We start from the raw sequence: 16,783 nt of genomic DNA, 5'->3' as shown, positions 1-16,783 counted from the left end.
AATTCTTCTAATTACTTTCTATTACCTGACCAGCGTCTCCATATAAATCAACCTCGCCATCTAACTGAAGAGCGATTACTGTAACGTTTTCATCCTGTACGTGTTCTGGCAAATCGATATATAATAAACCAGGAACTTTGCTCCAGTATAATTTCCCAACCACATCGGTTTTTAATTTGGTGCCATTACCAACTACCCAAGCACGGTTTACTTTATTTTTAAGTCCTTTAATTAATAACGGCCCGTTTGGTTTGTTGTCTACGTACAGATACAAAATGGTTTTATCTTTCGATAATGCCGTATAACCATTAAAATGACCGAATGGAATTCCTGCACGTGTTCCATAAATGGCTGCAGCATGCTTGTTCGTCCATTTTCCTAATCCTTTTAAGATTTCAACTTGCTCCTCTGGAATAGTTCCATCCGCTTTAGGTCCGATATCTAAAAGTAGATTACCTCCCATATTAATACAGTCCACAAAAATGCGAATGATTTGATTCAAGCTCTTGTATTTGGTGTCGTTTGGTTGATAGCCCCAAGAGTTGTTCATGGTCATGCATAATTCCCAGTACTTATCTTTTGGTTTGTTTACAGGAACCCCTTGCTCTGGCGTCGCGTAATCTCCGTAACCTTGTAGTCTTGAATTGATGATGGTTGAAGGGGTTTCTTTGAATAAAAGCTCACGAATTTCTTTAGCTTTCCACTTTTCTGCTTTCTGTTCCCAATCGCCATCAAACCAGTATAAATCCGGATTGTAAGCAGCTAATTCTTTTAATTGACCGAAATTAAATTTGGTGAATTTATCCCAACGTTTATCATCTTCTTTATAACGTTTTTCATTTCTTAAAAAGTTTGGATAATCAGGATAAGACCAGTCTAACAATGAATAATACAACCCTAATTTTAAGCCTTCTTTACGAACCGCTTTTGCAAAAGGCGTGATTAAATCTTTTTTCGCCGGGGTTTTATCAATAACATTTAAATCGCCCTGTTTGGTATTCCATAAAGCTACACCATCATGATGTTTTGTAGTAATAACTGTATATTTTGCGCCGCTTTCTTTAATTAGTTTTGCCCAGTATTCAGGATCATAGTTCTTAGCTGTAAAGCCATTTAATTGCTTCATATAATCATCATAAGTGATGTATCCGTTGTGAAACGACCAGGATTCGTCGATTCCGTTTACGGCATAGATACCCCAGTGGATAAAAATACCAAGCTTGGCATCTTTAAACCACGCCATGCGCTCTTCCTTACTTTGCTCTGATTCCTGCGCTTTAGTTTGAAAACTGAATAATGTCATCAGTAAAGCTGCAGCTATATAACGTTTTTTCATTTTTAAGTTTATCTATTAGAGTCTAATTAGTTTACCAATATTTCATCAACAAATAGCCAAACCCCGCCACCTCTTGGATTATTTTCTAAAGCTTTTGCTTTCACTTTTACAAATCTTGCAGATTGTTCAGGGAAATTCACCGCAAAATCTTTTTTAGAGACTTTTGAAGCTTGCGCATATGGTCTTGTTGTTTCTCCTATTTTTTCGAAAACTTTACCATCATTAGATATCGATACTTCAACAGCAACAGGAAAATAAATACCTGCCTTCTGACTTTCTAAAGTTCCAACAGCTACATTACTAATTTCGGTTTCATTTTCTAAATCGATTACCACTTCCATATCGGTTAACCAGCCTTGCCATTGTCCGTCGTGAAAATTTTGAGAACCTCTTAATGCATTATCCAGAGTGGTTGCTCCAGTTCCTTTATAAGCATTGCTATACTGCGTATTGTAGGAAACTTTTTTTCCTATGGCTTTATGAAATTTAATCGTATCTACATAAGTGATTCCAACAGGTTTTTCATCTTTGAATAAAGACGCCTTTAAAATTGTAGTTTCTTTAATCTGAAACGTATCAGCGTACTTCTGTGCATTTTCATTTAAGTCCGCAGCTCCTAACACATAACGAATATCTGGATTTGGAAATTCATTTTTAAGGGATAAATTGACTGCTTGATTAATTGAATCGAAAGAATATGCAGGCCTTAAAATATAGGCACTTTTCGCATAATTGATATCTAAATCCTTATAACGCTCAAACATCATTTCCATTCGGCGTGAAAAATCTTCAAAATTACGAGATTCCTTAGTACTCCATAAAGCTTCAGACATGGCTGCCAATCTTGGGAAGATCATATATTCAGACTGATCTGTAGTTGGTAAATATTCCGCCCATAAATTCGCCTGACCACCTAAAACATGCTTCGCTTCTTCGGAAGTCATTTCATCTGCAACCGGATCGAATTCGTATACCTTACTTAAAGGTGTATAAGCCGTAAATGCTGTTGGTTCGTATTCCTGAGGTCCTTGATAATAATCAAAATAACAATGAGATGTTGGTGTCATAATCACGTCATGTCCTTGCTTTGCTGCTTCGATACCTGGTTTGTTACCTCTCCAGCTCATCACCGTAGCTTCAGGAGCAAGACCACCTTCAATAATTTCATCCCAACCTATTAGTTGTTTGCCTTTCGAGTTGATGTATTTTTCCATACGTTTTACAAAATAACTTTGTAATTCATCAACATCTTTTAAACCTTCCTCTTTAACACGTTTTTGACAATGCGGACAGATTTTCCAATTGGTTTTAGTGGCTTCGTCGCCTCCAATATGAATATATTTTGATGGAAAAATGGTCATGACTTCATCCAATACATTCTCTAAAAACTTGAACGTACTGTCCTTTCCTGCACAATAAATATCTGTGATTGGCCAAAGTCCACCAGAAGGTACTCCAATCTCTTGATTAAAACAGGCCAGTTCCGGGTAGGACGCTATTGCACTCGACACGTGAGCTGGCATTTCAATTTCAGGAATCACCTCTATGTTTTTAGACGCTGCGTAAGCAACGATATCTTTTAATTCTTCCTGGGTTAAAAAACCGCCGTAAGTTCCTTTAACACCATGTGGATTTTTATCGCGGTTGTGCCAGAATTTATCTTCCTGATCGACGCGCCATGCACCAACTTCGGTTAATTTTGGATATTTTTTAATTTCTATTCGCCACCCTTGATCATCAACCAAATGCAAATGCAACACATTCATTTTATGCATCGCTAAACGATCGATAGTTTGCTTAATATAATCACTGTCGAAAAAATGGCGCGATAAATCTAACATTAAACCTCGATATTGAAAACGCGGTTCATCTTTAATCGAAACATTAGGAACAATCCAATCTTGATTTGCTACTAAAGAAGTATTCTCGATTGTTGTTGGCAGTAATTGTCTAAGCGTTTCAATACCATACACAAAACCAGCAGCCCCGTTGGATTTTATGATTACACCCTTTGAATCTGAATCTAACTCATAAGCTTCGGGTTTGAGATTAGCATCTGTTACAAATTGAACATAATTTTCTGAAGGCGCTTCATTAACAATTTCAGGAGTAAATCCTGCAGCCGTTTTTAATTTATTAATTAAAACCTCTAAAGCAGCTTTCTGACTTTCATCTTCAATAACAAATTGCGTGTTCTCGTTTATCTCAAATCCACCTTGATTCAAGGTTAATTCAACAGGTTTTGGAATGATTTGAATATCGGCTTCTGTGAAATTTACCTGTTTCGACTGGCACAATGCCAACATCAATCCAAGTCCTAAAAGCAATATTTTTGAGTGACTAAATTTTATCATTTTAAGTTAGTTTGTGTCTTGTTTTATTTATCCCAGGTCATTTTAAATTTAGAATCTTCCATTCTGTTACCATGAGCTTCATCGTAAACTGCATAATTAAACCCAGATCTTAAACTATAACCACCATATTCACCGGCCTTATTTACGGCTATAAATCCTACCTGCAAATATTCCATATCTTTATGGTTTTTGTGTTTATCATAAATACGTTCTACAATTTCTTTACAAGCTTCGTCCGGAGATTTCCCCTGACGCATTAACTCAACAACCATAGCACTTCCTGCCGTTCTTATAACTGCTTCACCAAGTCCTGTAGCAGCGGCAGCTCCAACTTCATTATCTAAAAATAATCCTGCACCAATTATAGGAGAATCTCCTACGCGTCCGTGCATTTTCCAAGCCGCACCACTGGTTGTACACCCCCCCGTAATGTCGCCATTTTCATCAATCACCAACATGCTTATAGTATCGTGATTTTCAATATTAATGACTGGTTGATATTTCGATTTTTCTAACCAGTTTTTCCAGTCTTTTTCAGAGGCTTCTGTTAACAAATTTTCTTCTTTAAAACCTTGCTCTTTAGCAAACTGTAAGGCGCCAGCGCCAGTTAACATAACATGAGGCGTATTTTCTAATACTTTTTGTGCAACTGCAATAGGGTGTTTTATATTTTGAAGAAAAGATACCGAACCACAATCGCTATTAGAATCCATTATACAAGCATCTAAAGTCACTTTACCTTCTCGATCTGGGTAACCACCGTAACCAACACTTCTCACTTTCGGATCCCCTTCCGGAATTCCAACTCCCGCAACAATAGCATCCAGTCCAGATTTACCAGATTTTAGTAATTTCCATGCTTCTTCGTTAGCTGGTAAGCCATGATTCCAAGTGGATATAATTAAAGGTTTTTTTCCTGTTTTTTCTTCGGTTGCAACAGCTGAAACTGCTGATTTAGCTTCCTCTTTACAACTTAAAAGCGTGCTAACACCTAAAGTTCCTAACGCTGCGTTTTTAATAAAATGTCTTCTGTCTCCCATGTTCTCAATATTATTTATATACCTGTGACGATATTGCCATTGTGTACGTTTGGTTTTTATTTGGTTGAGGCCCCATAACAAATCGTAATGAGCCACCGTTAATAATGTCTTTGTGTTCTATATAACTTTTTGAAATTTCTTTTCCGTTTAAAGTTATAGATTGAATGTATTTGTTTTTCGAGGTGTTATTTTCAGCTTCAATTGTAAAATCTTTTCCCGATTCTAAGTGAATAATGGCCTTATCGAAAATAGGCGAACCAAAAGCGTAAACACCCTGGGCAGGATTTACCGGATAAAACCCTAAAGCACTAAATACATACCAAGACGACATTTGTCCGCAGTCTTCATTTCCGCAATGGCCATCTGGTGTATTGTTATATTGTGTTTCTAAAATTCTTCTGATAATTTCCTGAGTTTTTTCAGGCTTCCCTATGTAATTATACAAGTAGCCCACATGATGACTTGGCTCATTACCGTGGGCATATTGACCTATCATACCCGTGCTAAAAATAGGTAATTTGTCGGTAGCTAAAGGGTAAAAACTAAACATAGAATCCAGTTTTTTTTCAAATTGCTCAGTACCAACTTCTTTTATCAAACCTTCAATGTTTTGGGGTACTGACCACATATATTGCCAGGCATTACTCTCGCAATAATAGGGTGTATATTCTTTAGGAATGAAGTTTTCTATAAAGCTTCCTTCTTCCTTTTTTGGACGTAAAAAAGTACTCTTTGAATCGTATAAATTCCTCCAGTTTTCAGAACGATTTAGGAAATACTCGTAATCTTCTGTTTTATTTAAAGCTTTGGCAAATTGAGCGACACACCAATCGTTGTATGCATATTCCAAAGTTTTTGAAACCGACCAATTTTCGTGATGCTCATCAACTGGAATAAAGCCTAATGTCTTATATTCATCCAACTGACGAGCATCCACCATAGAACTAACTTTACAGGCTTCATAGACTAAATTTTCATTAAACCCGTTAACTCCTTTAAAATAAGCATCAACAATAACAGGAATCGCATGATTACCAATCATCATATTTGTTTCATTCCCTTGCATCGACCAAACCGGTAACAATCCAGTTTCCTTATAATGCGCCAGCAATGAATTAATCATATCCGAAACCCTATTAGGATGTATTATGGTGTATAAAGGATGTGCTGCACGATACGTATCCCATAACGAAAAGGTATCGTAACGTTTAAAACCAGAAGTTGTCATAACACTATCATTAGCACCTTTGTATTCGTTATTGTAATCACTCAATAAAGTTGGCGCTAACATGGATTGATACAGCATCGTGTAAAAAATATGCTTCTTTGTTTCATCAGTAGTGAATACTTCAATTTTTTCAAGTTGATGTTCCCAAACCTGGTTCGCTTGCTCTTTATATTCCTTAAAATTGAAATGAGGCGCTTCGTTCTCCAAAGATTTATGGGCACCATCCAGACTTGCTGTCGATAACCCTGTTTTTAAAATGATGACATCAATATCTTCAGTTTTATAATTTAAAATGATTTTGGTGTTTTTTCCTGAGGCTTCACCTTCTACTATTGAATCATTTGAAAACAACTGATAGGACTGAAATGGTTTAGACGCCTGAATTTCAAAATACACACGCTGATCTTTAGCCCATCCTGTAGATTTTCGATAACCTTGAAGTGTGCTGTCGTTCAACACTTTTATATATGTATCTGTAGGTGCATCCCAATTAAGCGCATAGCCTAAATCGATATGAATTTGCGACAATGTATCTTTTGGAAAGGTATATTTATGAATACCTGTTCTTTGAGTAGCTGTTAACTCTGCCTTGATGCCATAATCTATTAAATCAACTTGATAATACCCTGGTTCAGCCGATTCCTGCTCATGATTATATCTTGAAAAAGGTTTAAAATTATTAGCCTCCATTCGTTCATTAAAATGGCTATTGGTAGGCATGACTAAAATATCATATAAATCGCCCGCTCCAGTTCCAGATAGGTGCGTATGTGAAAAACCGGAAATTATAGAATCCTGATAGAAATACCCCGCAATTCTATCCCATCCCGGAATACCTATATCGGGACTGAGTTGCACCATGCCGAAAGGGACTGTGGCCCCCGGATACGTATTTCCCGACCCATCGGTTCCTATAAATGGATTAACATATTGTGTAAAGTTTGTTTGAATAATATCATCGGTTTGTTTGCAACCCACAAAAAGCATTGCACAAACTGAAACTATGTAAACTCCAAACTTCATTTCGTATGATTATAAATTAGCTTTTGTCGTTTTTATAGTTTCAAAAAACTCATCTGAAATCGCATTACCATCGAAAAATGAAACCCCTTTTGCTCCATTTTCTTTAGCATATAAAATAGCTTGCTTTAAATCCTCAGCGGTTTTAAAATCGGGGATGTAAATTCCTGTGTTCAATGAAATCCCTTCGCTTTCAGTATCGGTTACACCTTGCTTGGTCGCATAACCAATCCAGTCAACCTCTTCGTCGTAAAATCCATGGTAAATCATTGGGTAAACTTCATCAATATCCCATTTATCCCAACGTTGACGCACCATGTGATCGGCCATTTCAGGGTATGGAAATACCGCAGCTGTTAAAATCTTATTGTTATTGTGAACGATTTTATAAGCATCATCAACAACAGATTTAATAGCGTTTAATCTGAAGTTTTTCCACTCCATATCAATCGCCGTATTTTTACTTTTTAAAGGATTTTTATGGTGTAATTTTTCAAACTCGCTAATGCACACATCGCAATAACAAAAATCGTATTCAGGTAATTCTTCATCCTGAACTAAATTGTATTTTGGTAATAGTCCGATTGGTAAAAAGATGTCCGGAAAACGAATATAATCTAAGTGGACACTCTCCACTCCTTCAACTTTTGCCAAACCTTCCACTAAGCCCAAAATATGATTTCGTGATTCTTTTCTTTTCGGACATAACCACTGATAATACCCTACATAAGGACGTGTATCAAAGCAAGATTTTCCTTCTCTACTTACCTGATACCATTCTGGATGTTGCAGAGCAATAGTATCTCCCGGACGGTTTACTGCCATAATCCAGGCATGCACCCGTAAACCTTTTTCCTTGGCTAAAGGCACTAATCGCTCTAACAACTTAGGGTCAGTTCCGGTGTTGATTAACACTTCATCTATGCCTCCGTTACTGTATTTTTCAAATTCCTTAAGGAATTCTTCATCCGATTTTTTTCCATTTGCGGTTGTCCAAACCCCAAATTCGAAAGCTTCTTTTTTAGGTTCAGGAGAATCAACTTCAGCTATAGTATTCTCTTTTTTTTGATATCCACAAGATATGCAGAGTAACACCAAAGCAGTTATTAGTAAGTATTTTGTTTTCATAAGTTGTTGTTAGTCGTTTGTTATTTTGTCGCCTTTTGTCTATCCCTAGACGTCTTTTGTTATTCCATACCCTTAAACAATGCGTTTAATAATTCCTGATTGTTATCTAAACTGTATTCCCAAAACATCGCGCCTCCAAGTCCATTTTCTTTTATAAACTGAACTTTAGTTTCGATATCTTTAGGTGTTTCCCATGAGATGAACACGCTATCTTTTGCATTCCACAGATATGATGCTTTAGCAGATTCATCATATAATTCTTTAAAATGCCCAGACTTGATTTTCTCAACAATATCCCAATACGGTACAATCATACCGGTAGACTTAGCCGATTGGTACAATCCGTTATTCTGCGGATTCACTTTTTCCCACATTCTTCCGTAAAACGGAATGCCCATCACTAATTTATTTGCCGGAACACCCGCTTTCAAATGGCGTTCTATGGCTTGTTTACCACTATTTCCTTCAAATTTTTCTGCATGTGAAGGATTTAAATTCGCATGATGCCCCGTTTGATAATGCCATCCATGATAGTAGTCGTAACACATTACATTAATAAAATCAAGATACTCCTGAGCCTTGCCTAATTGGGTATGATCTATATAAGCCTGATCTGCACCACTCGCAATAGTTAGTAAATAATGCTTGTTATCTGTTTTTCCTTGTATTTCTAAAGCTTCGCGGATGGTTTTTAATAATAACGTAAAATTCTCTTTATCCGACGGACGAAATGCGTTGTCCTCACCACGTTGCCCCGGGTATTCCCAGTCTAAATCAACACCATCAAAACCGTGTTTTTTCAAAAGTGAAACACAACCATTAGCAAAAATTTGTCGTGCTGATTCTGATGCCGCTAAATGAGAAAATTGATCAGACCAAACCCAACCACCAACAGAGTACAACACTTTTAAATCTGATTTTTTAGATTTTAACGCCATTAAACTCGCAATTTTACTAGAATCTACAGCTAACTCAAATTTTGGTTTGCCTTGTACAATATTGGCAAAAGCATAATTAATATGTGTTAACTTCTTGGCATCGACCTGAGAAGGATCAAAATCTTCGTAACCCGCCACGTAACCAATCAATTTTAAGTTTTCAACTGGAGCTTCAACTTTTCCTTCTTTTTCTACCTTGTTTTCACAGTTTAAAAGTGCAGAAAACATCAAAAGACAAACTCCTGATTTTATGAATTTCGATGTTGTATTGATTAAGTTTAACTGTAACATGTATCGACTTTTTCTTAATAATAATACGTTCAATTTTTTTTTTGAACCCTGCTTCTTTTTATTCTGGATTTTTATTTTATTTCAGAAAATTCTCCATTTTCCTTAATTATCAGTGTTTTATTTGAAAAAGGGCTTTTCACAGAAATATTATACCCCGTTGAATGGTTTTCTAAAACTGGTTTTAAAACTTTACCATCAACCTTAATATCGTTATCGACAAGTTCGGATAATGATGATGCCCAAACTTTATTTTTGTTTTTATAGCTTTTTTGAGCACGGTATAAACTGAACATTTGCCATTTTATTTTTTCATCTTGAGGAATTTCAAAGGCATCTTTCCCACCAATTTCCTTCGATGAAAAATACACATAACCCCATTTTTCTGGCTCGTGCATATTAATCACGCCCATTGGGGACCATACCCAGTTGTATTCTGGTATAAATTTACCATCCTCTCCTTTTTTACGACTATACTTTCCGTTTGATAAATCATGTTGCCAGTTAACACGTGAAAAATTAACACGCCAAAAACTATCAACCGGTACATTTTTATGAAAATACGAGGTTTTATAAGCTGCAAAAGGAATGGCAATTTCTAATGTCCAGCCTTCATCTATATCTTTTGAATTATTTAGAGTACCTTGAATAGTAACGGCTGACTTTAACCCATTAATATCCCAGTCGTTTAAAATCTTTGGATTATCGCGGTAAGGTTTCGTTAAAAACAAATCCCAAACTGTATTTAAGGCGTTAATTTCCAATTCATAATAATTGTAGGAGTCACTATCCGGATCAATAAACACTTCGAAATCATTATTATAAAAAATAATAGTATCACGCTGTTTTAAATCGGCCCATACGTGAGGCTCTTCCATTCTAGCCAGAATGTAATAGTATTGTTCATCCCAAAGCATTTTTACTTTGGTTTCATATTTTGGTTTTTTATCACCTTCAATATCGATAAACAAATCAGTCCATTCGGCTTTATCCCATGAAGCCTCAGAACCCATTCCATCAATAGAAATGGATTCTGAAGTTTTATAGGCTATGTATTGTCTGGGTTCCATGTCTTGCTTAGGTTGTGCGCAACCAACGGCACAAAAACAACTCATTGCTCCAAACAACACCTTTATTTTTCTCTGTATTTTCAAATTACAAACTGTTATTTTTTGTGAATTCTACTACTTCACTCAATTTACCAAATGCCATAGCTACAACGGTATCGGCAGCGCCATAATACACTGCTAATTTATCTTCTTCGTAATCATGTAACGCTGCACATGGGAATACAACATTTGGTACATCACCTGTTAACTCATACATTTCTGCAGGGCCTAATAAATAAGGCTTGGTTCTGTATTTTACCTTGTCTGGTTCATTTTCATCTAAAATGGCAGCTCCCATAGCATAACGGAATCCATTACAGGTATTAATAACCCCATGATACAACATTAACCAACCGTCATCAGTTAAAATTGGTATAGGTCCTGCGCCTATTTTAGTACATTGCCAGGCACTATCCTGAAAAGGAGCTACTTTCATAACACAACGATGCTCTCCCCAGTATTTCATATCCGGGCTGTAACTAATATAGATATCACCAAAAGGCGTATGACCGTTATCACTCGGGCGACTTAACATCGCATATTTTCCATTAATTTTTTTTGGGAATAACACCCCATTTCTATTGAATGGTAAAAAGGCATTTTCACATTGAAAAAACTCCACAAAATCAAATGTATATGCGATACCAATTGTTGGGCCATGATACCCGTTACACCAGGTAATCCAATATCTATCTTCAATAAATACCACACGAGGATCGTATTTATAATCCGACTCAATCATCTCGGTGTTTCCGGCTTTCATCACAATTGGATCATGATTAATATCCCAGTTAATTCCATCTTTACTAAAGCCTGCAAAAATATTCATCTGCACCGCCTTATTATCACATCTGAACACACCTGCGAATCCATCTTTAAAAGGTACTACAGCGCTGTTAAAAATACTGTTTGATGATGGGATTGCATATCGATCTATAATCGGGTTTTCAGAATATCTCCACATGACCTCATTATTATTCTCCGGTCTGTCTTGCCAAGGTATATTTGCCACTTTTTATATAATTTAATCTGTTATTTTATTCACTTTATTTAACCAAGTGTATTTTAAAATTATTGAGGTAATTACAAATACAACTAACGATATGATTGTTTTAGGATAATCGCGTATTAAAAGAAATATTGGCAAAACAATCATACTCGATTGCCATACAATCCCAATAATACAATTTAACATATCGCTAAAAAACTCATTATTTTTCTCAAAAGACGCATCTTCTGCTTTTAATTTTTCAAATACAGGTTTCCACCAACCCCAAGGTCTAACATTCGTGTAGAACGATTTTAGAACCGCTTCATCAGTAGGTTTTGAAAAACAGGTTCCTAATAAACTACCTAATAATGAAAAACCAAAGATGATTGGGAATAAGTAGATTGATGGCATGGTTGCTAATTGATACCATACACCCTCTACATCAAAATTCATTTTATTCTGATCTAATACAAACTGAAATGACGCTATTACAAGACCTGCTAGCATACCCCAGAAATAGCCCCAGCCATTAAAACGCCACCAAACCCATTTCAGAAAATTAGCTGCTACATAACCACCAAACAGAGAACTAGTAATCCATAAGGTTAACGAGTTAATGGAGTCTGCAAAAAAGCCCATTAAAACCCCCAGCAAAACAATAACCAAAGAAGCCAAATGACTCACTTTTATATAGTGTGAACTATCAGCAACTGGTTTAAAATATTTTTTATAAATATCGTTAACTATGTACGCTGGACCAGCATTTACAAAGGCTGAAAACGTAGACATAAAAGCTGCTAATAAACCTGCCAACAGCAAGCCTTTTATCCCAACAGGAACATGAAAATTAATCACTTTTGGTAGAATAATTTCTAAATCGCCTCCAGTTAAAGCGCCATTATTCATTTCCGAAGATAAAACAACCAATGCTATAACTACAATTCCACCAATTAATAAATACCTTGGAATAAATAAAATCAGGTTCGTAAATCCAGACATATACGCTGCTTCTTTAACCGTTTTTGTAGAAAGAATACGTTGTAAATCGTAACTCGGCGTTGGTCCTGCAATACTTGCAAAGAAGCCTTTAAACAAAGACATACCAATAAAAGCACCGAACATTTTATAGCCTTCAGAGTCTATCAAATCGTTAAACGCCTGATATTTATCACTCCACTGCGGACCTAATTCCCATCCAAAGAAAATGTTTTTCCATTCTTCTGAAATGATAGACGTTATTTCGAAATCTGTAAAGGTAATTAACGTATAACTCGCCACAAGAAGACCTGCCACAACCATTATTAAATACTGAAGAACCTCTGTTGCCACAACAGAAAACATCCCCCCTTTTATGGTATAAATTGTCGTTAGTAAAATAATGATTAATGCGTAAGATTGGGTGGATGTAAACAATACTGTTTCACCTATTTGCGCAGTTAAATCCCAAGGTAAAATAATGGTTAAAAACTTTCCTACACCTTCAAAGAAATAAGCTATAAAACCAATGGCTGAAATAATAGCAAAAATAGCCACAATAATATGAGATGCTTTTCCGGCTTTATCATTTCCGAATCGTGTTAAAATCCATTCAGAACCTGTCATTACTTTTGAACGGCGAATCCAAACTGCCAGGAACATCATAACGAAAATCTGATTCCAGATAGGCCAAAGCCACATAAACATGAAACTTTTAACACCATACAGGAATAAAATTCCAACCATCCAGGCCGTTCCAGAGACATCAAACATTCCGGAGCCATTACTTAAACCTAAGTAATACCATTTAATGGATTTTCCACCTAAAAAATAATGGTCTAACCCCTGTGAAGCCTTTTTTGAAATCCAGACTCCTACTCCTACGGTTATTAAAACGTAGGAGACAATAATACTTATATCTATTATATCCATCCTACTATTTTTTAATTCCCCAGTTTTTATTTGGATTTGGTCCCATTACGAAATGTAAAGTACCTCCTTCTAAAATTGTTTTATGGGCTATTGATGTGTCGTTGAAATCTTCACCATTTAAGGTTGCCGATTGAATGTAAATATTCTTATCGGAAACGTTTTCTGCTTCAATGGTGAATGTTTTTCCGTTTGCTAAATTCAAGGTGGTCTTGTCGAAAATCGGACTTCCAATTTCGTATTCAGCTGAAGCCGGATTCATTGGGTAAAGACCAATTGAACTAAATACATACCAAGCCGACATTTGCCCACAATCTTCATTACCACTTAATCCGTTAGGCGTTGTATTGTATTGCGTGTCTAAAATATGACGTACCCAATATTGTGTTCTCCATGGTTTATTGGCATCGTTAAACATATAAGCAATATGGTGACTAGGCTCGTTACCATGTGCGTACTGACCAATTAAACCTGAAATATCTGCCGAGGTGTGAGTCCCTGTAATCTCAGAACTTTCAGTGAAAAGTTGCTCTAAACGCGAAGTAAATACATCTTCACCACCATGCAACTCTGCTAATTCCTTAACAGCATGAGGTACAAACCAGCTATGTTGCCAGGCATTACCTTCGGTATAATCGGTTTGAACTCTATGGTTTGAGTATTTCGGATCGAATGGCTCGTTCCAAGATTTACCATCTTCAGATTTTCCACGCATAAATCCGGTTTCGGTATCTAATAAGTGTTTGTAAGCTTCAGAACGTTTTAAAAAGAAATTATAATCTTCTGTTTTACCAAGGGCTTTTGCCATTTGCGCCACACACCAGTCGTCGTAAGCATATTCTAAAGTAATAGTAACCGATTCATCTATTGACGTGTACGGAATATATCCGAATTCTTTATAATATTTTAAACCGCGTTCATCCTGCATCATGGTATTTTTCATCGCTTCAAACGCCTTTTCAGCATCAAAACCTTTAATACCTTTTAAGTAAGCTTCAACAATTACAGGAATGGAATGATACCCTGTCATAGTATTCGTTTCATTGGCATAAAGTGTCCATACCGGTAAAATCTTCTTTGTTTCATAATATGCCAACATCGAATTGATGATATCCGAGACATTTTTAGGCGCTATTAAAGTTAATAGTGGTTGCTCTGCTCTAAAAGTATCCCAAAGCGACAATGTAGAATATGCTGTATAATCTTTCGCTGTTGCAATGCTGTCTGTTTCCAGTCTAAACTCCCCATTAGCATCACTAAAAGTTACCGGAGCTACTTGAGCATGATACATGGCGGTATAAAAAATGGTTTCCAATGAATCTACTGAGCTTTCTACTTCAATAGATTTTAAAGCATTATTCCAGCTTTTATCTGCAGTAGATTTAACTGCTTCAAATTCAAAACCACCATCTTCTAAATTTCCTTTAGCATTTTCAATACTAACAGAGGACAAAGCTACTTTTGCAAAAAGCTCATTAGAGTCAGCATTATCGAAAAATAGCTGAATGGCTGTTTTTTCTCCTTCAACTTTGTTCCCTTTAACTTTTGAGCCATCAGCAAATACATTTTTACCAGTAATAGGTTTTGAAAACTTCGCTACAAAAAATACTTTTTGATTAGGCGCCCATCCCTTACTGTATCGGTAACCAGAAATGGTATGTTCATCTTCAACAGTAATAATAGTCTCAACCGTTCTATCCCAGTTTAAAGTAAACCCTAAATCAACAACAACAGATTGAGCATCTCCAGCCTTAAAGGTATACTTATGATACCCTGTGCGTTTAGCCGTTGTTAATTCTACATTTATATTGTGATCATCCAAATACAATTGATAATAACCTGGCTTGGCTGTTTCATTTGAATGACTGTATTTTGATTTATACGTAATGCTGTCTCTCGATTTTGGATAAACCGAAAGATCCACTTCTTTATTTATCGGCATGAATAAAATATCGGCTAAATCTCCAATTCCTGTTCCGCTTAAACTTAAGTGACTAAATCCTACGGCAATGGAATCTGAATAATGATACCCAGAGCACCAGTCCCATTTACTTATACCGTTTATAGGACTAACCTGTAACATTCCAAAAGGCACTGTTGCTCCTGGGTATGTATGTCCATGTCCTCCTGTGCCAATAAACGGATCTACTTTATCACTTAAAATTTTGCTAGTCATGGTTTTATTAGTAACATTGTCTCCGCAGCTCACAAAAAGACCAACTAATAAAACAATTACCGATACGTTTTTCATATAATATTTTTAATATTGAACTCTAAAGTTTCTAGTTTTTTCTAAACTTTAAAATTATTTTAGACGGATAACACATTTTAAGACCTAAACACCAAAAAATAAAAATTGTTTTCTAAAATGGATGCAAATCAAAACAAACTCTTTAAAATTCCATTGTTTTACCACATTGTTTTTTGGTCAATTTACTTTCTTCTGAATACATTACGCTGGGGAAGTTATTTTGACGATTACGGATATTCTTTAAAAACCACTCTTATTGGATTTCCTATACATATGATTTTGTGCTACTTGAACATATTTATTCTAATGCCCTATTTGGTTTATAATAAAAAGTATGTGCTCTATGTTATTTCTGTTTTAGGATCCATATTTATTATGGTCCTAGTAAAGTACAATTTAACCTATTGGCTGGTTAGCCATAACGTATGGCCCGAAGGTCCTGAAGCTACCGACAAGCTAAGTTTAAATTATACTATAGATATGATGATTGGCGAGCTTTATGTCATCACTTTTGTTACCGCTATAAAAATAACTTTAGACTACCTCAAAGAACATAAGCGTGTAGCCCTTTTAGAAAAAACCCAATTAGAAACAGAACTGCGTTTTTTAAAAACACAGGTTTCTCCGCATTTCTTTTTTAACACTTTAAATAACATCTATTCATTATCAGTAGAAAAATCGAACAAAACACCTCGAATGATTTTAAAACTTTCTGAATTGATGCGTTATCTCCTTTATGAAACACGAGAAAGGCGACAAACTTTAGAAAAGGAAATTATATATATTCAAAATTATCTGGATTTAGAGCGTGTTAGATATGATGAGAATTTAGAAGTTAATATGTACATATCCGGCGACATTCAAGACAAGAAAATCGCACCTATTCTTTTATTAACTTTTATTGAAAACGCCTTTAAACACGGGGCTGACAAGAATATTGGCAAAGTAAAAATCAACATCAACTTTAAGATTATAGAAAATTTTCTTTACTTTACCGTCACCAACCCATTACCTCAAATTAGTGAGCATCAAAAACCGAATAAAAAAGCCGGCGGAATTGGATTGGTAAATGCAAAAAAAAGATTGGAATTAGGCTACAATAAAAACGATTACAAACTTTCAATAAAGCAAAAAAAGAACAAATTTGTTGTTAAACTAAAGATTAAAGTTGCTTAACAAACTATTACAAAACTAA

11 protein-coding genes are annotated in these 16,783 nt (G+C 35.7%); 1 reads left to right on the top strand and 10 read right to left on the bottom strand.

The genetic code is table 11. From position 1 onward, the window contains the following. Positions 1–7: 7 nt before the first annotated feature. The 10 genes from NO995_RS07885 to NO995_RS07840 form a co-directional block, all read right to left on the bottom strand. Positions 8–1,336: an alpha-L-fucosidase gene (locus NO995_RS07885; RefSeq protein WP_258227030.1), complete on the bottom strand. Its 1,329-nt coding sequence runs from the start codon at positions 1,334–1,336 to the stop codon at positions 8–10. 26 nt (positions 1,337–1,362) lie between these two features. Next, positions 1,363–3,690 (bottom strand): glycoside hydrolase family 20 protein, encoded by a 2,328-nt coding sequence (locus NO995_RS07880; protein WP_258227029.1) that lies wholly within the window; start codon positions 3,688–3,690, stop codon positions 1,363–1,365. Positions 3,691–3,713: 23 nt separating this feature from the next. Then, a complete protein-coding gene (locus NO995_RS07875; protein WP_258227028.1) occupies positions 3,714–4,730 on the bottom strand; it encodes an isoaspartyl peptidase/L-asparaginase family protein in 1,017 nt (338 codons plus the stop codon). A gap of 10 nt (positions 4,731–4,740) precedes the next feature. Beyond that, entirely contained in the window at positions 4,741–6,981 is a 2,241-nt protein-coding gene (locus tag NO995_RS07870) for a GH92 family glycosyl hydrolase (RefSeq protein WP_258227027.1), read from the bottom strand. Between the two features lie 9 nt (positions 6,982–6,990). Continuing rightward, positions 6,991–8,106 carry a putative glycoside hydrolase gene (locus NO995_RS07865; RefSeq protein ID WP_258227026.1) on the bottom strand — a complete coding sequence of 372 codons (1,116 nt, stop codon included), beginning with the start codon at positions 8,104–8,106 and terminating at the stop codon, positions 6,991–6,993. A 59-nt stretch (positions 8,107–8,165) separates the two neighbouring features. Further along, complete coding sequence (locus NO995_RS07860) at positions 8,166–9,335, bottom strand: glycoside hydrolase family 18 protein (protein ID WP_258227025.1); 1,170 nt, start codon at positions 9,333–9,335, stop codon at positions 8,166–8,168. Positions 9,336–9,406: 71 nt separating this feature from the next. Continuing rightward, complete coding sequence (locus NO995_RS07855; protein WP_258227594.1) at positions 9,407–10,447, bottom strand: carbohydrate-binding family 9-like protein; 1,041 nt, start codon at positions 10,445–10,447, stop codon at positions 9,407–9,409. 40 nt (positions 10,448–10,487) lie between these two features. Continuing rightward, positions 10,488–11,453 carry a glycoside hydrolase family 130 protein gene (locus tag NO995_RS07850; protein ID WP_258227024.1) on the bottom strand — a complete coding sequence of 322 codons (966 nt, stop codon included), beginning with the start codon at positions 11,451–11,453 and terminating at the stop codon, positions 10,488–10,490. A 12-nt stretch (positions 11,454–11,465) separates the two neighbouring features. Then, the gene (locus NO995_RS07845; RefSeq protein ID WP_258227023.1) at positions 11,466–13,340 is read right to left on the bottom strand and encodes a sodium:solute symporter family protein; all 1,875 of its coding nucleotides are present in this window, start codon (positions 13,338–13,340) and stop codon (positions 11,466–11,468) included. A 4-nt stretch (positions 13,341–13,344) separates the two neighbouring features. Further along, a complete protein-coding gene (locus NO995_RS07840; protein ID WP_258227022.1) occupies positions 13,345–15,588 on the bottom strand; it encodes a GH92 family glycosyl hydrolase in 2,244 nt (747 codons plus the stop codon). A 117-nt stretch (positions 15,589–15,705) separates the two neighbouring features. Here NO995_RS07840 and NO995_RS07835 point away from each other — a divergent pair, with 117 nt between their 5' ends. Beyond that, positions 15,706–16,764 carry a sensor histidine kinase gene (locus tag NO995_RS07835; RefSeq protein ID WP_240575037.1) on the top strand — a complete coding sequence of 353 codons (1,059 nt, stop codon included), beginning with the start codon at positions 15,706–15,708 and terminating at the stop codon, positions 16,762–16,764. Positions 16,765–16,783 lie beyond the last annotated feature (19 nt).

The sequence above is a fragment of the Aestuariibaculum sp. M13 genome, assembly GCF_024723255.1.
In the GTDB taxonomy this organism is placed as follows: Bacteria; Bacteroidota; Bacteroidia; order Flavobacteriales; family Flavobacteriaceae; genus Aestuariibaculum; species Aestuariibaculum lutulentum.
Note: the sequence above shows the minus strand (reverse complement) of the source record. Positions and strands in the feature narration are given on the sequence as shown.